This window comes from Pseudomonas sp. 10B238 (assembly GCF_000970615.1).
In the GTDB taxonomy this organism is placed as follows: domain Bacteria; phylum Pseudomonadota; class Gammaproteobacteria; order Pseudomonadales; family Pseudomonadaceae; genus Stutzerimonas.
In genome coordinates this window covers 49078-68582 of record NZ_KQ033928.1, presented here as the reverse complement: position 1 = coordinate 68582, position 19505 = coordinate 49078, and the positions used below count along the sequence as shown (strand labels likewise).

Below are 19505 nucleotides of genomic sequence, written 5' to 3'. Positions count from 1 at the left end.
ACGTCGCAGGCGAGCCGGCCTACTACGTCGTCAGTGCTGCACTCTGCAAGACAATTCCTCCGCATGAACATGATCTGGTGAGTATTCGCCGCCAAATCGCCGTCTACCCTTTCAGATAGCAGTTTCGCTTTGGGAGCCATAGCGCGTTTTCCATCCCACCCGCCAACCGGAGGCCAGCATCCTCATGGAAGCAGACAAAAAGCTACCCAGGTCCATCATTCTCTTTCCCGTGTTCATTCCAGCGGTGGTCGTCACCCTGCTGCTGGTGGTCGGCACGATCAGCAACCCGGACCTGGCCGGCGAGGTGTTCAGCTCGACGCTGGCCTTCATCACCACCAACTTCGGCTGGTTCTACATGCTCTCGGTGGCGTTCTTCCTGGTGTTCATCGTCGGCATCGCGATGACGCCCTGGGGCAACATCAAGCTAGGACCGGATCACGCAGAGCCGCAATACAGCTTCCCGGCGTGGTTCGCCATGCTGTTCTCCGCAGGCTACGGCATCGCGCTGCTGTTCTTCGGCGTCGCGGAACCGGTGCTGCACTACGCCTCGCCTCCGGCTGGCGCGGCGGAGACTGTCGACTCCGCCAAGCAGGCGATGCAGATCGCGTTTTTCCACTGGGGCTTCCACATCTGGGCCATCTACGGGCTGACGGGGCTGGTGCTGGCTTATTTCTCGTTCCGCCACGGCTTGCCGCTGTCCATGCGCTCGGCGCTGTACCCGATCATTGGCGAGCGAATTTACGGCCCGATCGGTCACGTGGTGGACGTGTTCGCCATTCTCGGCACCTTGTTCGGCATTGCCACGACGCTCGGCTTGTCGGTCACTCAGATCAACGCAGGTATCAATTACCTCTGGCCCTCGATTCCGATCAGCATCAACGTGCAGATCATCGCCATCGCGATCATCACCGGTCTGGCGATCTGCTCGGTGGTCGCCGGTCTCGACAAGGGCGTGAAGAACCTGTCGCTGCTGAACATGATCCTGGCGATAGGCCTGATGCTGTTCGTCTTTCTGGTCGGTCCGAGCATCTTCATCCTTGAGACATTTCTGCAGAACACCGGCAGTTACCTGAACAACATCATCGAACGCACCTTCAACCTCCAGGCCTATTCGCGAAGTGACTGGATCGGCAACTGGACCTTGTTCATCTTTGGCTGGACCATCGCCTGGTCGCCCTTCGTTGGTCTGTTCATCGCCAAGATCAGCCGCGGCCGGACCATCCGCCAGTTCGTCTTCGGCGTGATGTTCGTGCCGACCATCTTCACCTTTCTCTGGTTCTCGGTATTCGGCGATACCGCGCTGCATCTGATCATGGTCGAAGGCTATACCTCACTGATCACTGACGTGCAGGCCGATAACGCCATCGCGCTATTCAAGCTGTTCGAGCTGCTGCCAATGACGTCGATCGCCTCGTTCCTGGCGGTGGTGCTGATCATTACCTTCTTCGTCACCTCGTCCGACTCCGGCTCACTGGTTATCGACTCCCTGGCGGCAGGCGGCGCCAGTCACACACCGGTCTGGCAGCGGGTGTTCTGGGCCAGTATCGAAGGCGTGGTCGCCGCTGCGCTGCTCCTGGCGGGCGGGCTCAGCGCCCTGCAGACCATGACCATCGCCAGTGCCCTACCCTTTGCCATCATCATGATGATTGCGGCGCTGGGCATGTGGCGTGCGCTGGTGATCGAAGGGCACCATGAGACCAGCCTGCAGAACCATATGCAGAGCAGCCGACTGGCCAGCAATGCCGGCCCTGGCTTGTGGAAAAAGCGTCTGGCCGGCATGGTCAGCTTTCCCGATCGCGGGCACGTCGACGCGTTCATGAGCAGTACCGTCCTCAAGGCCATGCGCCGTGTGCAGCGTGAGCTTGGCGGCCAGGAGTGGAACGCCGAGGTGCATACCGACGAAGCCAACTCGCGGGTGTATCTGGAAGTAATCAAGGAGGACCAGGTGGACTTCGTCTATGAGATCCGCGCGGTCGGTTACGCCATGCCGGCGTTCGCCCTGTCCGAGGGACCAGACACGGACGAGCAGTACTACCGCGCCGAGGTGTTCCTGCGCCGCGGGGGTCAGCACTACGACATCTACGGGTACGACCAGGCTGACATCATCAGCGACATCCTCGATCAGTTCGAGAAGTACCTGCACTTCCTGCATATCTCACCCGGCAGCCTGCCTTGGAAAATGGGCGAGCACGACGAGATGCTCACCGGCGATCCCGATCTGCCGAAGAGCGACCCGACCTAAAGGGTTCGAACAGCTAGTCGCCGGCCCACCAAGCAGGGGCCGGCCAGCCGTTTGTCACCCGAACCTGCCGCCGTATCAGGCGGGTGACGTCAATTTCATCTATATAGGTAAGGGCACATTGGCCTTGGCAGATACCGTGACCGACCGGTCACTGCGCTCGGGGCCGCGCCGCGCTTGGCGCATGCCCCCTCGCATGCTAGGTTTGCGCCTCGCCAGGACGGCGAGCAGTTGGCCGGAGCGCAATTTACATAGAAACGAGCCAGGCAATGACCGGGTTCGAGAAGAGGAAGCTCTATGGCCGAGGCCATACCTGCACTGGAAATTCGTAATCTGCACAAGCGCTACGGCGATCTGGAAGTTCTCAAAGGGATCTCGCTGACCGCCCGCGATGGCGACGTCATCTCGATCCTCGGCTCGTCCGGCTCTGGGAAATCCACCTTCCTGCGCTGCATCAACCTGCTGGAAAACCCCAACGAGGGCGAGATCATCGTCGCGGGCGAGCAGCTGCGCCTCAAGCGCGCCAAAGACGGTGATCTGGTCGCTGCAGACGCCAAGCAGATCAACCAGATGCGCAGCAAGCTGGGCTTCGTGTTCCAGAATTTCAATCTCTGGCCGCACATGAGCGTGCTCGACAACATCATCGAGGCGCCGCGTCGCGTCCTGGGCCAGAGCAAGGCCGAAGCCACCGAAACGGCCGAGGCGTTGCTGGCCAAGGTGGGAATAGCCGACAAGCGCCACGTTTACCCGAACCAGCTGTCCGGTGGCCAGCAGCAGCGCGCTGCGATTGCGCGCACCCTGGCGATGCAGCCCCAGGTAATCCTGTTCGACGAACCCACCTCGGCGCTCGATCCGGAAATGGTACAAGAAGTGCTTGCAGTGATCCGGTCGCTGGCCGATGAGGGCCGAACTATGCTGCTGGTCACTCATGAAATGAACTTCGCCAAGCAGGTCTCCAGTGAGGTGGTCTTCCTCCACCAGGGCCTGGTCGAAGAGCAAGGAACGCCGGAGCAGGTGTTCGACAACCCCCAATCGGCACGCTGTAAACAGTTCATGTCCAGCCATCGCTAATGGAGCAACACACCGCATGAAAAGCTATAAGAAGATTCTGCTGACTGCCGCCGCCACCCTGATGCTCGGCGCCAACGCCTTCGCCGCCGACAAGCTGCGCATCGGTACCGAGGGTGCCTACCCACCCTTCAACCTGATCGACTCCAGCGGCCAGGTGGTCGGCTTCGACCTCGACATCGCTCACGCCCTGTGCGCCAAGATGGAAGTGGAATGCGAAGTGGTGACCTCCGATTGGGACGGCATCATCCCCGCCCTGAACGCCGGCAAGTTCGATTTCCTCGCGGCTTCGATGTCCGTCACCGAGGAACGCAAGAACGCCGTCGACTTCACCGATCACTACTACACCAACAAGCTGCAGTTCGTGGCGCCGAAGTCGGTCGATTTCAAGACTGACGAAAGCTACCTGGAAGGCAAGACCATCGGCGCTCAGCGGGCCACCATCGCCGGTACCTGGCTCGAAGACAACATGGACGACGTAGTCGACATCAAGCTCTACGACACCCAGGAAAATGCCTACCTCGACCTGGCCTCGGGCCGCGTCGACGGCATCCTCGCCGACTCTTTCGTGCAGTGGGAATGGCTCAAGAGCGATGCCGGCAAGGATTTCGAGTTCAAGGGTGAGCCGGTGTTCGACAACGACAAGATCGCTATCGCCGTGCGCAAGGGCAACGATGAGCTGCGCCAAAAGCTGAACAAGGCGCTGGCTGAAATCCGGGCCGATGGCACCTACGAGAAGATCAACGCTAAGTACTTCCCTTTCAACATCTACTGATCCGTCTGAATCAAAGCCCGGCCACCAATAATGGTAGGCCGGGCTTTGGTGTTTGAGCCTATATGATTCCCGACCTTCACGGATTCGGTCCGGCGCTGATCGCCGGTACCTGGATGACCATTCAGCTGGCCGTAGCATCCCTGGCCTTGGGCCTGGTGCTCGGCTTGCTCGGCGCACTTGCCAAGACATCGCCATACGCCACCCTGCGCTGGGTGGGCGGCACTTATTCGACCATCGTTCGCGGCGTTCCCGAACTGCTCTGGGTACTGCTGATCTATTTCGGCACCATCGGCTTGGTACGCGGCATCGGCGAGCTCTTCGGCATCGAGAATCTGGCGCTCAGCCCATTCGCTGCCGGTACTATCGCCCTCGGCCTGTGCTTCGGCGCTTATGCCACCGAGGTGTTCCGTGGCGCCTTGCTGGCTATTCCCAAAGGCCATCGCGAAGCCGGTCTCGCACTGGGCCTGGGCAAACGGCGGGTTTTCCTGCGACTGATCCTTCCACAAATGTGGCGCCTGGCCCTGCCCGGCCTGGGCAACCTGTTCATGATCCTGATGAAAGACACCGCGCTGGTCTCAGTCATCGGCCTGGAAGAGATCATGCGGACCTCACAAATCGCCGTGACGGCTAGTAAAGAACCCTTCGTCTTTTTCGTGGTGGCTGCCTGCATCTACCTGGGGCTGACGGTCATTGCCATGGCTGGCATGTATTTCCTTGAAAAACGCGCAGGTCGTGGCTTTATCAGGAGTGCCGCATGAGCTGGGAATTGTTCATCAAGTGGCTGCCCGACTTTATCGAAGGTGCCTGGCTGACATTGCAATTGGTTGGTGTCTCGGTGGTAGCAGGCCTGTTTCTCGCACTGCCGCTGGGCATCGCACGGTCGTCGCGCCTGCTGGCGGTGCGCGCGTTGCCCTATGGCTACATCTTCTTCTTCCGTGGCACGCCGCTGCTGGTCCAGCTGTTCCTCGTCTACTACGGCATGGCCCAATTCGAGGCCGTCCGCGAAAGCTGGATGTGGCCGTTCCTACGCGATCCTTACTGGTGCGCGATCATCACCATGACCTTGCACACCGCCGCCTACATTGCGGAGATCCTGCGTGGGGCGATCCAGAACGTACCGGCCGGGGAAGTCGAGGCGGCCCGCGCGCTAGGCATGTCACGCTATCAGGCTCTGCGCCATATCATCTTGCCGCGGGCAACCCGCATCGGCTTGCCTGCGTATAGCAACGAAGTGATTTTGATGCTCAAGGCCAGCGCCCTAGCGAGCACCATTACCCTGCTAGAGCTGACCGGCATGGCGCGCAAAATCGCTGCGCGCACCTACATGCACGAAGAGATGTTCCTCACCGCCGGCCTGATCTACCTCATCATTGCTTTCGTGCTGATGCAGGGCTTCAAGCTGCTGGAGCGCTGGCTGCGTGTCGACGCCTGCCAAGGGCGCTGAACCCTCAGCCCTACTCGCCTGAGCCCGCGGCCGTGCGCCGCGGGCCGTTCGGCACAGGCCCGGCCCCCTCGCTCGCCACGCACGGCCGTTCGCGGAATCCCTGAGCCACGGCAGGGTCTCAACACACCATCCCATAGCCAACGAGACAGCCCATGCCCGTCGACATTCAGCGCATCGAAAAGGACCAACTCAGCTGCTGGCGCCTTCGTCACGGAGACGCCGAAGTGATCGTCGCCGAGCAAGGCGCCCAGGTACTTAGCTATCGACAGGGCGAGGCGGCACCGATCATCTGGCTCAGCGAAGAAGCCGCGTTTGAAGCTGGACAGGCGGTGCGGGGCGGCGTGCCGGTTTGCTGGCCCTGGTTTGGCGATCTGGCGCGCAACCCGCAGCCGGTTCAAGACACCTACCAGGGCAGCCAGCCCGCGCCGGCCCACGGGCTGGTGCGCAACATCGACTGGGTGATGGCACGCAGCGACAGCAATGACGAGAGTGTCACCCTGGCGTTTGCCTGCAACCGCGAGCTGCCCGGCTGGCCGCATGCCGTCGAGCTGAGCCTGAAGATCTGCCTGGACAGCAAGGGCCTGCACCTGTCGCTGACCAGCCACAACCGCGGCGACACGACAATCGCGTTGTCTCAGGCCTTACACAGCTACTTCGCCATCAGCGACATCCATCAGGTGACGGTCGAGGGACTGGATGGGCGTCCCTATATCGAAACCCTGGACGACTGGCAGCAGCTACAGCAACAGGGCGACCTGGTATTCGGCGGCGAGACCGATCGTATCTATTGGGATCTGCCTTCCAGGCTGAGCCTACGCGACCCGGGCCTCAAGCGACAAATCCTTCTCGAGACGCGAGGTTCACGCTCGGCGATCCTGTGGAACCCCTGGATCGCCAAGGCACAGCGGTTGTCGCAGTTTGCCGACGATGCCTGGCAACGCATGCTGTGCATCGAGACGGCCAACGTAATGGATGATGTGATCCAGCTCGAGCCCAGCGCCAGCCACACGCTGAGCGTCTCGATCAGCGCCGAAAGCATCTGACCCGACCGGCAGCGAACGGCTGGCCAAGGATCCGGGCAACGAGACGTATTGAATCTATACTGCAAGCGAGCACCATCCCCACCCGGTCGACGGCCGGGGGCGCTGATGCAAGCCTGCCGGCCAGTTGCAATGCTCTGGAGGACTTCTGCCATGGAAGCCACGCCGCTAAAGACGGTCCCCCGCCAGCCCTCGCCGCGTCTGCATCATCCCAGCTCTGATGCGCTATGAACGCCGACTTCGATTTCCTACTGGCCGGCGGCGGACACAGCCATCTCGGGGTGCTGCGCCAGTGGGCCAGTCGCGACCGGCCAGCGGGCCGGATCGGACTGGTCTCGGCCGAACCCCACGCCTGGTATTCAGGCATGATGCCCGGGCTGGTTGCCGAGCATTACCAGACGCGAGACTGCCGCGTTGGGCTGCCCAAGCTGTGTGCCGCAGCCGAAGTGGAATTCATCCAGGGCACCTTGGTCGCACTGCTTCCCGAAACGCCTGAATTGCTTCTGGCGACCGGCGAGACGCTGCGCAGCACCTGGCTGTCGTTGAACCTGGGCTCCCTGCCCTGGCTGCCGGAACAGACCGATGACGGCATGGAGTTGCTCTCGGTCAAGCCATTCGCCGACTTCATCCGCCGCTGGCAACAGTGGCAGGAAATTCCCGAAGCGGTGGGTATAGTTGGCGGCGGTGCGGCGGGCATCGAATTGGCTTTGGCCGTGGCCGGGCGTGTTCCAGCGACTGATCTGTTCTGCTCAGACGAGCTGCTTGCCGGTCATCCGCCTCGCCTCAGACGGCTGGCACTGCGGCACCTGCAAGATGCCAAGGTGCACGTTCATGAGCACACCCCGATCCAGACCGTGCATGGCAGTACCCTGATCGGCGACGGCCAGGTGCGTTGGCGCGGGCGACGCCTGATCGTCGCCACAGGTCCCAGCCCGCTGGGTTGGCTGCGCGAGTCGGGCCTGCGCGTGGACGGACGTGGCTTCATCGAGATCTGCCCATCCCTGCAGAGTCGCTCACACCCCCATGTGTTCGCCAGCGGCGATTGCGCCAGCCTACCCGGCGCCGTTCATAACGGCGTACATGCGGTGCGCCAGGGGCGCGTGCTCGCCACCAACCTCGCTCGTGTATCGATCGGCCAACCGCTGCGCCACTATCATCCGCAGGCGCACAGCCTCGCATTGCTGGCCGATGGCCAACATGGCGCGCTGCTGAGCTGGGGCGGGGTGGCGGTCGAAGGGCGAATGCTCGGTGACCTGAAGGATCATCTCGATCGCCGCTTCGTGCGCCGTCACAGCGCCGAGAGCTAAGGGGTCAGCCGAGTAACTGCTGCAGACGCGCCTCCAGCAACTCTGGAAAACGCTTGAACCAGGTCAGGTTGCGTGGCGAGGGATGCGGCAGTGGATGCAGGTGAAACGTTCTCTGACCGCCCTCTTCCGCCGCCAGCCCAAGATCGAAATGCGCTGTGAAACGATCGTCTCGCCGCCAGAACGCCTCGAGTTGCTGGCGCACGTCGCGGGGCTGCTCCAGGCCAAACCAGAGAAACGCCTCACGGCCTAGCGTGATGATGTCGCGACCCTGCCAGTGGTCGAGCAACAACTGGCGCATCAGTGGATGAAAGCGACGCTTGACCGCCATCGACCATGCGCGATTACCGAGCGGCTTGTAAGGCACGGTGTTGATCCAGAATAACCCGTCACCGATGGCGCGGCTGGCCTCGAAATCCGGCATTTCGTCGCCATGCACATGCCGATAGAGAGCACGGCGGACCAGCTGGCCACCGCCGCCAATGAAGGGTTCACCGTGGCGCACTTCTTCGCGCCCTGGATCGCGGCCAAAGAACGCAAGGGGCGCGTCCGCCGGTCCGAGGCCGATGATCGGCTCCAGTGGGTCTTTATCGAACGCCTCGTAGACCGCCTCGTCGATACCCTCGGTTTCAACTGCCAGTTCGCGGAAGGCCTGGCGCAGTGACGGTTTAACGGGCAGCGGCTTGGACATCGGCTAGAGGTCGCTTTCGTCCACCAGCTTCACCTCGGCTGCCGAGATCGTGTAGGCCGCATCGGCCAGATCATTGCTCACGGGCTCGATCTGCAGCACGCCGTCGACCCAGAGCGGCGCGTAGATATCGTCCAGCATGATCCCGGCCGGGTAGCGGACCATCACGATCTGATTGGGAGGTGGCGGTGGGACATGAATACAGGCGCCCGGATAAGGCACCAGAAAGAACTCAGTGCTGCGGCCCTGGCTGTCGGTTTCCAGCGGGACCGGGTAGCCACCCAGACGGACCTGCTTGCCGTTGAGTGACGGCACGGTTTTGGCCGAATACATCACCGCGGGCAGACCAGCCCCTTGTTTGAGACCACCCTGATCGCTGAAACCGTCGTTTTCCGGCGAGTCATGCTCGATTTCCGGCATCTCTTCCAGCGCCTGACGATCCTCAGCAGGCATCAGCTCAAGCCAGTCGAGCTCCGCCGGGGCGGCATGGGCAATGGATACACAGCAAAGCAGGAGGGACAGAATTAAGGCGCGCATGACAACCGAGAGATGAGAGAACGGGGCCGCAGGGCACGGCCCCGGGGCGAATCAGTGTTTACGGCTGGTGACCATGCCGTAGATGACCAGCAGGATGATCGCACCGACGACCGCACCGATAAAGCCTGCACCTTCTCCGGCTTTATACAGACCGAGCGCTTGTCCGCCGTAAGTGGCCAGCAGCGAACCGCCGATACCCAGCAGGATGGTCATGATCCAACCCATGCTGTCGTTGCCGGGCTTCAGGAAGCGAGCGATGAGGCCTACGATCAGCCCGATGATAATGGTTCCGATGATGCCCATGGGCAATCTCCTCAAGTCCGAAAATAAGCGTTGCGTATTCTCGGACCTGAGGCGATCCAGCCAGTTCGCCGCCAAAAGCAGCAAGCCAGACGGCCGGACGGTCAATCGCGGGCAATCAGCGACTCAACGGCTGTGATCTGCCGATCCAGCGTGGAGCGGTCCGGGCAGCGCAGCGTGGCATGGCCGACCTTGCGTCCGACCTTGAACGCCTTGCCGTAATGATGCAGATGGCAGTCCTCGACGGCGATCACCTTGGCCACGGCGGGCACTTCACCGATGAAGTTGAGCATGGCGCTCTCGCCAACCTTGGCTGTCGAGCCGAGCGGCAAACCGCTTACCGCTCGCAGATGATTTTCAAACTGGCTGCACTCGGCGCCTTCGATGGTCCAGTGACCGGAGTTGTGCACGCGCGGCGCAATCTCATTGGCCTTGAGCCCGCCGTCGACTTCGAAGAACTCGAAGGCCAGCACGCCGACGTACTCCAGCTCTGCCAACACGCGCCCCGCGTAATCCTCGGCCAGCGCTTGCAGCGGATGGTTGCTGCTCGCCACTGACAACCGCAGGATGCCGTTTTCATGGGTGTTGTGGACCAGCGGATAAAAGCAGGTCTCGCCGTCACGCCCGCGTACCGCGATTAGCGACACTTCTCCGGTGAAAGGCACGAAGCCTTCGAGGATGCAGGGCACGCTGCCCAACTCGGCGAAGGCGGCGATGACGTCGGATGGCTTGCGAAGGACCTTCTGGCCCTTACCGTCATACCCCAGGGTGCGGGTCTTGAGTACGGCCGGCAGGCCAATGCTGGCGGCCGCTGCATCTAGATCGGCCTGGGACTGGATGTCGGCAAATTCGGGCGTCGGGATTGCCAGCGCCTTGAACATCGACTTCTCGAACCAGCGATCACGGGCGATACGCAACGCCTCGGCGCTTGGATAAACCGGCACGAACTGCGACAGGAAGGCGACGGTTTCAGCCGGCACGCTCTCGAACTCGAAGGTCACCAGGTCGACCTCATCGGCCAGCTGACGCAGGTGATCCTGATCGCTGTAATCCGCACGCAGATGCTCGCCGAGTGCCGCCGCACAGGCGTCCGGGGCCGGGTCGAGAAACGCGAAGTTCATGCCCAGCGGGGTTCCCGCCAGGGCGAGCATGCGGCCCAGCTGGCCGCCACCGATCACGCCAATCTTCATTTACGCGTCCCTCGGGTCCGGGTTATCGAGCACGGTCTGGGTCTGCTCGTCGCGGAATTTCTTCAGCGCGGCATGATATTCAGGGAATTCGTGGCCGAGAATGCTGGCCGACAACAGCGCGGCATTGATCGCGCCTGCCTTGCCAATAGCCAGGGTGGCCACCGGTACGCCGGCCGGCATCTGCACGATCGACAGCAGCGAATCGACACCGGAAAGCATCGAGGACTGCACCGGTACGCCGAGCACCGGAAGATGCGTCTTGGCCGCGCACATGCCCGGCAGATGGGCAGCACCGCCGGCGCCAGCGATGATTACCCGCAAACCCCGAGCTTCGGCCTGTTCGGCGTACTGGAACAGCAGATCGGGCGTGCGGTGTGCGGACACCACGGTGACTTCGTGCGGAATGCCGAGCTTCTCCAGCATGTCTGCGGTGTGGCTCAAGGTGGACCAATCGGACTTGGAGCCCATGATCACGCCTACCAGTGCGGTCATCGTCGTGCCTCTCTTCGGCGCCTAGGCGCATCAGGAACAACGGCCGCGCTGAAAACAGCGCGGCCGTGCAGGAACAGGGTCGGAACCGGTCCGACCAAAGGCCGCGCAGTATAACGCAGGCCCCCGCCCCCAGCACCTGCGACCGGTCATCTGAAACGGCTGGCAAATGTTCCCGGATTGCCCGAGGTCAATGGCCACGACGTCTGACCGGGTGCAGACTCGGCCTTCCGATCGCAAGGAGACAGCCATGACCCAGACCATGAAAGCCGCCGTGGCCCATGCCTACGGTGAACCGCTGCGCATCGAAGAAGTAAAGGTGCCCCTACCCGGCCCAGGACAGATTTTGGTGAAGATTGAGGCGTGCGGCGTCTGCCACACCGACCTGCACGCGGTCGAGGGCGACTGGCCTGTACGCCCGCCCCTGCCGTTCATTCCAGGTCACGAAGGCGTCGGCTATGTCGCAGCAGTCGGCAGTGGGGTCAGCCGCGTCAAGGAAGGCGACCGCGTTGGCGTGCCCTGGCTGTATAGCGCCTGCGGCTGCTGCGAACACTGCCTCACGGGCTGGGAAACCCTCTGCGCCGAGCAGCAGAACACCGGCTATTCGGTCAACGGCGGTTATGCCGAGTACGTCCTGGCCGACCCCAACTATGTGGGCCTTCTGCCCAAAGAGGTGGCCTTCGACGAAATCGCACCCATCCTCTGCGCGGGCGTGACGGTTTACAAAGGGCTGAAAGTGACTAACGCACGACCGGGACAGTGGGTGGTGATTTCCGGTGTAGGCGGGCTGGGGCATGTTGCGGTGCAGTACGCCAAGGCGATGGGCTTGCACGTGGCGGCGGTCGATGTCGACGACGCCAAGCTCGAACTGGCTAAAAAACTCGGCGCCAGCCTGACCATCAACGCCCATACGGAAGATCCGGTTGAAGTCATCCAGCGCGATATTGGCGGTGCCCATGGCGTACTGGTCACGGCGGTGTCCAACAGCGCGTTTGGCCAGGCCATCGGCATGGCGCGGCGGCATGGCACCGTCGCGTTGGTCGGGCTGCCGCCGGGCGACTTCCCAACGCCGATTTTCGACGTGGTGCTCAAGGCGATCAGTATCACCGGCTCCATCGTCGGCACCCGCGCGGATCTGCAGGAAGCACTGGATTTCGCCGCCGAAGGCCTGGTCAAGGCGACCATCCACAGCGGCAAGCTGGACGACATCAACCAGATCTTCGACCAGATGCGCGCCGGCACCATCGAAGGCCGGATCGTGATGAGCATGTAGCAACGCGCTAGGCCCGCACGGCCCTAGCGCCAGCCTGTAGGAGCCCAGCTTGCTGGCGATAAACGCAACTGAGCGACCTACGATTGGGCAATCGCCGCCGTAAACATAACGCTGCCAGCGGACGGCGGCTCACTCCACAAGCAACCCCTCCACGCCCTGCCCCGCACCCGCTTCCAGCTTGCGCCAAAGCAGGCGGACCGGCGCCTTGCGCACCAGTGCGCAGCGGTACAGGCGAATTTCCAACGGCACGCGCCAGTGCTCGCCGCCGCAGACCACCAGCTCCCCGCGTTCCAGCTCGGCCGTCACGCTCAACCGGGGCACCCAGGCCAGGCCGAGCCGCTGCATCGCCATGCTTTTCAGGCTATCGGCCATGGCGGTTTCGTACACCGTCGAGGATCGCAGACCGCGCTGGCGTAGCAGTAGGTTAACCGAACGTCCCAGCGAGGCACCGGCGCTGTAGGCCAGCAGCGGGACGGATTGGCCGCTGTCCGGATCGAACAGCGGTTCGCCCGCCGCATCGACTCCACAGACAGGCACGATCTCGGTACGCCCGAGCGACAGGGAGGGGAATAGCTCGGGATCCATCTGCAACGCGGCATCCGGATCGTAGTAGGCGAGGATCAGATCGCAGGTGCCCTCGCGTAGCGAATGCACCGCCTCGCCGACATTGGTTGCGACCAGACGGCTGTTCACCGGCACCCCATCCTGACGCAGGCGCGCCAGCCATTGTGGAAAGAAGCCTAGCGCCAGCGAATGCGCGGCGGCGATCTGCAGCACCTCGCCGCGCTGACCTTCAAGGTTGTGCAGGTACTGAACGACCTCGCCCATCTGATCGATCATGTTGCGTGCGGTGACGAGAAACAGCTGCCCCGCCTCGGTCAACTCAACCGGCGTCTTGGCGCGGTTCACCAAGGTCAGGCCGAGGCAGTTCTCTAGGCTACGGATACGTCGACTGAACGCGGGCTGGGTGACGAAGCGCCGCTCTGCCGCTTGAGAAAAACTGCGCGTCGCCGCCAGGGCGACCAGATCTTCCAGCCACTTGGTTTCGATGTTCATGCCGACTCCTGACGGGCCTGGGGATGGTCCCTCACACAGCGAAATAACGCTCGGCAACGCAACCGCGTCACACCACGCCTATGCCGATTTGGCATGACCCAGTGTTTAACGGCATTGGCCGATAAAGCCGCTCAACCCCTATGGTAGCGGCCTTCGCGGCAATCGCCGCTTTTCTCTCGGATGAGAACCCTCATGTCCTCCGCTGCATCGTTCCGCCTCGAAAAAGATCTGCTTGGCCCCCTTGAAGTACCCGCTGACGCCTATTACGGCATTCAGACCCTGCGCGCCGTGCGCAACTTTCACCTCTCCGGCGTGCCGCTTTCGCACTTTCCGAAACTGGTGGTGGCACTGGCCATGGTCAAGCAGGCGGCGGCGGACGCCAACCGCGAGCTAGGCCATCTCAGCGATGCCAAGCACACCGCGATCAGCCAGGCCTGCGCGCACCTTATCCGCGGCGAGCATCATGACCAGTTCGTCGTCGACATGATTCAGGGCGGTGCCGGCACCTCGACCAACATGAATGCCAACGAGGTGATCGCCAACCTGGCGCTCGAATACATGGGTCACCCCAAAGGCGAGTATCGCCACCTGCACCCGAACAACGACGTGAACATGGCGCAGTCGACCAACGACGCCTACCCCACCGCCATCCGCCTCGGCCTGCTACTGGGGCATGACACGCTGCTGGCCAGCCTGGATAGCCTGGTGCAGGCGTTCGCCGGTAAATCCGCCGAATTCGCGCATATCCTCAAGATGGGCCGCACCCAGCTGCAGGACGCGGTGCCCATGACCCTTGGCCAGGAATTTCGCGCCTTCGCCACCACCCTCGGCGAAGACCTCGAGCACCTGCGCCTGATCGCCCCGCAGTTGCTGGTCGAGGTCAACCTAGGTGGCACCGCCATCGGCACCGGCATCAATGCCGATCCGAACTACCAGAACCTGGCGGTGCAACGCCTGGCGACAATCAGTGGCCACCCACTGAAACCCGCCGCCGACCTGATCGAAGCCACCTCTGACATGGGTGCCTTCGTCACCTTCTCCAGCATGCTCAAGCGCCTGGCGGTGAAGCTGTCGAAGATCTGCAATGACCTGCGCCTGCTGTCCAGCGGCCCACGCACTGGCATCAACGAGATCAACCTGCCTGCGCGTCAGCCAGGCAGCTCGATCATGCCGGGCAAGGTCAATCCGGTGATCCCCGAGGCGGTCAACCAGGTGGCGTTCGAGGTGATCGGCAACGACCTGGCGCTGACCATGGCCGCCGAGGCCGGGCAGCTGCAGCTCAACGTCATGGAGCCGCTGATTGCCTTCAAACTGTTCGACTCGATCCGCCTGCTGCAGCGCGCCATGGACATGCTGCGCGAGCATTGCATCATTGGCATCACAGCCAACGAGGATCGCTGCCGTCAGCTGATGGAAAGCTCCATCGGACTGATCACCGCGCTGAACCCCTACATCGGCTACGAGAACGCCACCCGCATCGCCGGCCAGGCACTGCTCAGCGGCCGCGGCGTGTTGGAACTGGTGCGCGAGGAGCAACTGCTCGACGACGCCACCCTCGACGACATCCTGCGTCCGGAAAACATGATTGCGCCACGGCTGGTGCCGCTGAAGGCGTAACGCCGCCAGCACTGCCTGCGCCGCCTTCGGACGAGGCGGCGCAGGCGTACCCGCCAAAGCGTGATGCGGCACAAGCCACCGTTTTCCGCCCTTGCGTAGACTCCGCCGATTTCCCGGAGGCCCCATGCGCAGACTACTCGCCATCACCCTGCTGTTCAGCTCGATCATCGGCGCGCCGCTCGCTCATGCGGAGCTCCCGCAAGGCTACGAAGTGGTACTGCAGACCGAGAACTTCCCGCCTTTCAACATGGCTGACGGTGGCAAGAACTTCGCCAAGGAAGAGCACATCCAGGGCATCAGCGCCGTAACCGTTCAGGAAATGTTCAAGCGCGCCGGCATCGCCTACTCGATGACGCTGCGCTTTCCGTGGGATCGCATCTACCAGGCGACCCTGGACTCGCCGAATCACGGCCTGTTTTCGACGTCGATGACCGATGCCCGGCGCCCACTGTTCAAATGGGTTGGTCCTATCGCCCAGTACGAAAGCGTCCTGCTTTCGGCACCCGGCTCGACCCTCAAGCTGACCAGCCTCGAACAAGCGAAGGACTACACCATCGGTGCCTACAAGAGCAGCGCGGTGAGCCAACGCGTCGAAGCGCAGGGCCTGACGCCGGTGAACTCGCTGCGTGACCAGGAAAATCTGCAGAAGCTACTCAGCGGCAAAATCGACCTCTGGGCCACCTCCGACCCGGTCTGGCGCTACTACGCCAAGCAGGAAGGGGTGGGCGGGCTGAATACCGTGCTGGTGTTCAACTCCGCACCGCTGTACCTGGCGCTGAACAAGGAGACGCCGGATGAAGTGGTTACCCGCCTGCAGAACGCCCTGGACGAGATGAAGACCGAAGGCTACGGCACCTGCGTCAAGCATCCTGAACTCTGCTGAACCCAGCACCGGGTCGATGGCGCGAGGCGCGCCATCGCAACGTGCAACACCCCACCAAGCCGCTCTTCGCTCCAGATTTCAGCCGGCCTTGGATCAACCCTGATCGATCGCCCGCCAGCGCACCCCACCCTCACTCGATCTCGAACAACCCGTCGCGCAACGATACCGCCGCCAGTCGCTCGCGGATTTCAGGGTCGATGCGCGGATCATCCAGGCCATAGAGCATCACCTGCCGATAGGCATTGACCCGGTTAATCTCACGGCCCAGGTATTCCCAGACCACCCGGGTGCAGGCCGGGGTGCGGCGGTCACCGCTGGAAACACCAGTCTTCAATCCGTTAAGACGACTGATGCGACTTTTGAAGCTGGGAATGAGGATGGTCTGGCTCATTTCATTTCCCGTCAGCGACTCGTAGTCGATGAGAAACAAACGGTCCTGAAGATAGAACGCCGCACCCAGGTAGCGGCAGCGCACGACCCAGTCCTCCTGCTTGGGATTGTCGGGGCGCGACTGCTCCTGACGTTCCTGTCGCTCGAACACGTAGCTGCCACGGTCCTCGCGCAAATGCACCAGCGACAGCAGGATCTGCCCTGGCACGGACATGCAGTTGGCGTATTCAAAGTAGTAGCCGCAGTAACGCGACAGGCTGTTGGCGTTGTCGCGCATCGGCTGGAACAGCTCGAGCAGCGGGTCGCTGGCGGCGATGCGTTCCTGGTCATGGCTGCGCATGCCGATCAGCTGGGTGAACTGGTCGCTGGGCAGGCTCAGCTCGTAGCCTTCGACCCCGAAGAAATCACAGATGCGCTTGAGGTTGTGAGCGGTTGGGCGGCTCTGGCCATTCAGGTATTTGTTGAACTGAGCGCGGTTGATCGTCAGCTTGCGACAGACCTCGGCGATCGAGCGGTAATGGCTGCAGAGCAGCTTGAGATTGGCGCCGAGGTGGTCTTGCATGATCGATCCCTGTGATGCGAGCGGCGCGATTCTAGCATCAACTCGCGCCAGATCGCCGCGACCCGCGCAATTGCATGACCATCGAGTCTGGCCAACCATTCCGGCCCTGTGTTTCAACATTTGTCAAAACAACAAGAGAGACCCTTCCGTCATGCTCGATCTTCTCAATGATCTCATCTGGAGCAAGCTGCTCATCGTGATGCTGATTGGCCTAGGCCTGTACTTCACCATCGCCTCGCGCTTCGTCCAGTTCCGCTACTTCGGCAGCATGTTTCAGATCTTCGGCGAGGCCTTCAAACGGCAGCCGGGCCAACTCAGTTCATTCCAGGCGCTGATGCTCAGCGTCGCCGGTCGCGTCGGCGCCGGCAACATCGCCGGTGTCTCGGTCGCCATCATGCTTGGCGGACCCGGTGCGATTTTCTGGATGTGGATCGTCGCGCTGGTCGGCATGGCCACCAGCTATTTCGAATGTTCCCTGGCCCAGCTGTACAAGCGCCGCGAGAGCGACGGTGGCTATCGCGGCGGCCCAGCGTTCTACATCCAACACGGCCTCGGCCAGCGCTGGCTGGGCATCGTGGTATCGCTGCTGCTGCTGGTGACCTTCGGCTTCGGCTTCAATGCCGTGCAGTCCTACACCGTCGCCAGCTCGATGAACGACACCTTTGGCGTGCCGACCTACATCAGCGGCATCGTGCTGATGGTGGTGATCGGCCTGATCATCTTTGGTGGCATCAAGCGCATCGCCAAGTTCGCCGACGTACTCGTGCCGATCATGGCGTTTTCCTACATCGCCATGGCCGTCTTCGTCATCGGCAGCAACGCCAGCGCCATTCCTGAAGCCTTCGGCACCATTTTCCGCAGCGCCTTTGGTCTTGAGCCCGCCTTCGCCGGCGGCATCGGTGCGGCGATCATCATGGGGGTCAAGCGCGGCCTGTTCTCTAACGAGGCCGGCCTGGGCAGCGCGCCGAACGTCGCGGCAGTCGCCGAGGTCAAGCATCCGGTGGCGCAGGGCATCGTGCAGTCGCTGAGCGTGTTCATCGACACCATCGTGCTGTGCAGCTGCACCGCGCTGATCATCATCCTCTCCGGCGTGTTCGAGCCGGGCAGCGAGATGGCCGGCGTTGTACTGACGCAAACCGCCGTCGCCGCCGTCGTCGGCGAGTGGGGCCGGGTTTTCATCAGCGTGGCACTGCTGCTGTTCGTGTTCACCACCCTGATCTACAACTACTACCTCGGCGAGAACGCACTGGGCTTCTTTACCGGCAAGCGCTGGCCGGTTCTGGTCTACCGGGTCATGGTCATTGCTCTGGTGATGTGGGGCTCGATCCAGGACCTGGGCACGGTATTCGGTTTTGCCGACGTCACCATGGGTCTGCTGGCGATCTGCAACCTGATCGCCCTGGCGCTGCTGTTCAAGGTAGGCCTGCGCCTGATGCGCGATTACGATAGCCAGCGTAAGGCCGGTGTGGAGTCACCGGTGTTCGATCCGAAGAACTTTGCCGACCTGGATCTGGACCCGAGCGTCTGGCCAGCCAGAGTGGGCGACCAGTCTCCGGTCATGAACGCCACCGCTGCCAGTCAGGCACCTCAGCGTTAAGTTGGTCCGCGTCGCTTGAACAGGGGCCGCTGGCCCCTGTTTTCATATAGGAGACCCCTATGTCGGCTTCCAGAAACACCCTGGTGCTGTACACCGGCGGCACCATCGGCATGCAACAGAGCGCCGAAGGGCTGATGCCCGCTTCTGGCTTCGCCAGCAGATTGCGCGACCAGCAGGACAAGCACCCCGAACTGGCCGTGCCGGAATGGCAGTTCCGCGAACTGCTACCGCCCATCGACAGCGCCAACATGAACCAGACCCACTGGCTGGCAATGGTTGAGGCCATTCGGGCCGGCGTCGAGCAAGATGGCTGTGACGCCGTCCTGGTCCTGCATGGCACCGACACCCTCGCCTACAGCGCTGCTGCCTTGAGCTTCCTGCTGTTGGGCTTCGAGGTGCCGGTAGTGCTGACCGGGGCGATGCTGCCCGCCGGTGCGCCCGATAGCGACGCCTGGGACAACCTGTTCGGTGCGATGCAGGCATTGCACGCTGGCGTCGAGCCTGGTGTGCACCTTTACTTCGCCGGCAAACTCATGCACGGCGCCCGGGTCAGCAAACTGGGTACCGCCAGCCTCGATGCGTTCGGCGTGCTGCCGCGGCTGCGTCAGGGCCAACGCGCACCCAGCATTCCCGCAGCGCTCGACTATCGCCACCCCCGTCAGCAGGTGAACCTGGCGGTGCTTCCGCTCTATCCAGGCATCCAGGCGGCGCAGCTGCAAGCACTGCTGTCCAGTGGCGTGCAGGGGGTGCTGATCGAGTGCTATGGCAGCGGCACCGGTCCCGCCGATGACACCGAGCTGCTGCAGGCGTTACAGGACGCCCATCAGCGCGGCATCGTCCTGGCCGCCATCAGCCAATGCCCGCAGGGCCACGTCGAGTTCGGCATCTACGCCGCCGGCAGCAAGCTGGAAGCCAGCGGACTGATGTCAGGCGGCGGCATGACCCGGGAGGCCGCGCTGGGCAAGTTGTTCGCCTTGCTCGGTGCCGGGCTGTCGCAGACCGAGGTCGAGCATTGGTTCGCACTCGACCTCTGCGGCGAACGCGTCGACTGAT

19 protein-coding genes are annotated in these 19505 nt (G+C 62.5%); 12 read left to right on the top strand and 7 right to left on the bottom strand.

The genetic code is table 11. The features are described from left to right. Positions 1-184: 184 nt before the first annotated feature. The 7 genes from RT21_RS02605 (at position 185) to RT21_RS02575 (ending at position 7873) form a co-directional block, all read left to right on the top strand. Positions 185-2242: a BCCT family transporter gene (locus tag RT21_RS02605; protein ID WP_046161503.1), complete on the top strand. Its 2058-nt coding sequence runs from the start codon at positions 185-187 to the stop codon at positions 2240-2242. Between the two features lie 294 nt (positions 2243-2536). Beyond that, on the top strand, positions 2537-3310 hold the full coding sequence (locus tag RT21_RS02600) for an ABC transporter ATP-binding protein (protein ID WP_019340445.1): 774 nt from the start codon (positions 2537-2539) through the stop codon (positions 3308-3310). A 16-nt stretch (positions 3311-3326) separates the two neighbouring features. Continuing rightward, the gene (locus tag RT21_RS02595; protein WP_046161502.1) at positions 3327-4082 is read left to right on the top strand and encodes an ABC transporter substrate-binding protein; all 756 of its coding nucleotides are present in this window, start codon (positions 3327-3329) and stop codon (positions 4080-4082) included. A 62-nt stretch (positions 4083-4144) separates the two neighbouring features. Further along, positions 4145-4840 carry an ABC transporter permease gene (locus tag RT21_RS02590; RefSeq protein WP_046161501.1) on the top strand — a complete coding sequence of 232 codons (696 nt, stop codon included), beginning with the start codon at positions 4145-4147 and terminating at the stop codon, positions 4838-4840. Then, positions 4837-5526 (top strand): ABC transporter permease, encoded by a 690-nt coding sequence (locus RT21_RS02585; RefSeq protein ID WP_046161500.1) that lies wholly within the window; start codon positions 4837-4839, stop codon positions 5524-5526. The genes RT21_RS02590 and RT21_RS02585 overlap by 4 nt, the downstream gene beginning before the upstream one ends. Before the next feature lie 152 nt (positions 5527-5678). Further along, positions 5679-6569 (top strand): D-hexose-6-phosphate mutarotase, encoded by an 891-nt coding sequence (locus RT21_RS02580; protein WP_046161499.1) that lies wholly within the window; start codon positions 5679-5681, stop codon positions 6567-6569. 224 nt (positions 6570-6793) lie between these two features. Next, positions 6794-7873, top strand: a complete 1080-nt coding sequence (locus tag RT21_RS02575; RefSeq protein WP_046161498.1) for an FAD-dependent oxidoreductase — start codon at positions 6794-6796, stop codon at positions 7871-7873. Positions 7874-7877: 4 nt separating this feature from the next. On the opposite strand, the gene RT21_RS02570 is transcribed toward RT21_RS02575, so the two are convergent. The 5 genes from RT21_RS02570 to purE all read right to left on the bottom strand — a co-directional run bounded on the left by RT21_RS02570 (position 7878) and on the right by purE (position 11077). Then, positions 7878-8561 (bottom strand): uracil-DNA glycosylase family protein, encoded by a 684-nt coding sequence (locus RT21_RS02570; protein WP_046161497.1) that lies wholly within the window; start codon positions 8559-8561, stop codon positions 7878-7880. A 3-nt stretch (positions 8562-8564) separates the two neighbouring features. Further along, positions 8565-9095, bottom strand: a complete 531-nt coding sequence (locus tag RT21_RS02565; protein ID WP_046161496.1) for a DUF3299 domain-containing protein — start codon at positions 9093-9095, stop codon at positions 8565-8567. A 51-nt stretch (positions 9096-9146) separates the two neighbouring features. After that, positions 9147-9398 (bottom strand): GlsB/YeaQ/YmgE family stress response membrane protein, encoded by a 252-nt coding sequence (locus RT21_RS02560; protein ID WP_045423412.1) that lies wholly within the window; start codon positions 9396-9398, stop codon positions 9147-9149. Positions 9399-9499: 101 nt separating this feature from the next. Further along, positions 9500-10585 carry a 5-(carboxyamino)imidazole ribonucleotide synthase gene (locus RT21_RS02555; protein WP_046161495.1) on the bottom strand — a complete coding sequence of 362 codons (1086 nt, stop codon included), beginning with the start codon at positions 10583-10585 and terminating at the stop codon, positions 9500-9502. Beyond that, complete coding sequence (gene purE / locus RT21_RS02550) at positions 10586-11077, bottom strand: 5-(carboxyamino)imidazole ribonucleotide mutase (protein WP_045423408.1); 492 nt, start codon at positions 11075-11077, stop codon at positions 10586-10588. It lies immediately after the preceding gene. Positions 11078-11324: 247 nt separating this feature from the next. Here purE and adhP point away from each other — a divergent pair, with 247 nt between their 5' ends. Continuing rightward, positions 11325-12347 carry an alcohol dehydrogenase AdhP gene (gene adhP / locus RT21_RS02545; protein WP_046161494.1) on the top strand — a complete coding sequence of 341 codons (1023 nt, stop codon included), beginning with the start codon at positions 11325-11327 and terminating at the stop codon, positions 12345-12347. A 129-nt stretch (positions 12348-12476) separates the two neighbouring features. On the opposite strand, the gene RT21_RS02540 is transcribed toward adhP, so the two are convergent. After that, entirely contained in the window at positions 12477-13403 is a 927-nt protein-coding gene (locus RT21_RS02540; protein ID WP_046161493.1) for a LysR substrate-binding domain-containing protein, read from the bottom strand. Between the two features lie 192 nt (positions 13404-13595). Between RT21_RS02540 and RT21_RS02535 the strand changes: the two genes are divergently transcribed. Together RT21_RS02535 and RT21_RS02530 are read left to right on the top strand one after the other, a co-directional pair. Beyond that, entirely contained in the window at positions 13596-15020 is a 1425-nt protein-coding gene (locus tag RT21_RS02535) for an aspartate ammonia-lyase (protein WP_046161492.1), read from the top strand. A 124-nt stretch (positions 15021-15144) separates the two neighbouring features. Continuing rightward, positions 15145-15903 (top strand): substrate-binding periplasmic protein, encoded by a 759-nt coding sequence (locus RT21_RS02530; RefSeq protein ID WP_046161491.1) that lies wholly within the window; start codon positions 15145-15147, stop codon positions 15901-15903. A gap of 130 nt (positions 15904-16033) precedes the next feature. Here the strand turns inward: RT21_RS02530 and RT21_RS02525 are convergent, their stop codons facing one another. Next, positions 16034-16855 (bottom strand): helix-turn-helix domain-containing protein, encoded by an 822-nt coding sequence (locus RT21_RS02525; protein ID WP_045423396.1) that lies wholly within the window; start codon positions 16853-16855, stop codon positions 16034-16036. A 151-nt stretch (positions 16856-17006) separates the two neighbouring features. Between RT21_RS02525 and RT21_RS02520 the strand changes: the two genes are divergently transcribed. Beyond that, a complete protein-coding gene (locus RT21_RS02520) occupies positions 17007-18452 on the top strand; it encodes an alanine/glycine:cation symporter family protein (protein ID WP_045423394.1) in 1446 nt (481 codons plus the stop codon). A gap of 59 nt (positions 18453-18511) precedes the next feature. Beyond that, the gene (locus RT21_RS02515) at positions 18512-19504 is read left to right on the top strand and encodes an asparaginase (RefSeq protein ID WP_046161490.1); all 993 of its coding nucleotides are present in this window, start codon (positions 18512-18514) and stop codon (positions 19502-19504) included. Position 19505: the final 1 nt, after the last annotated feature.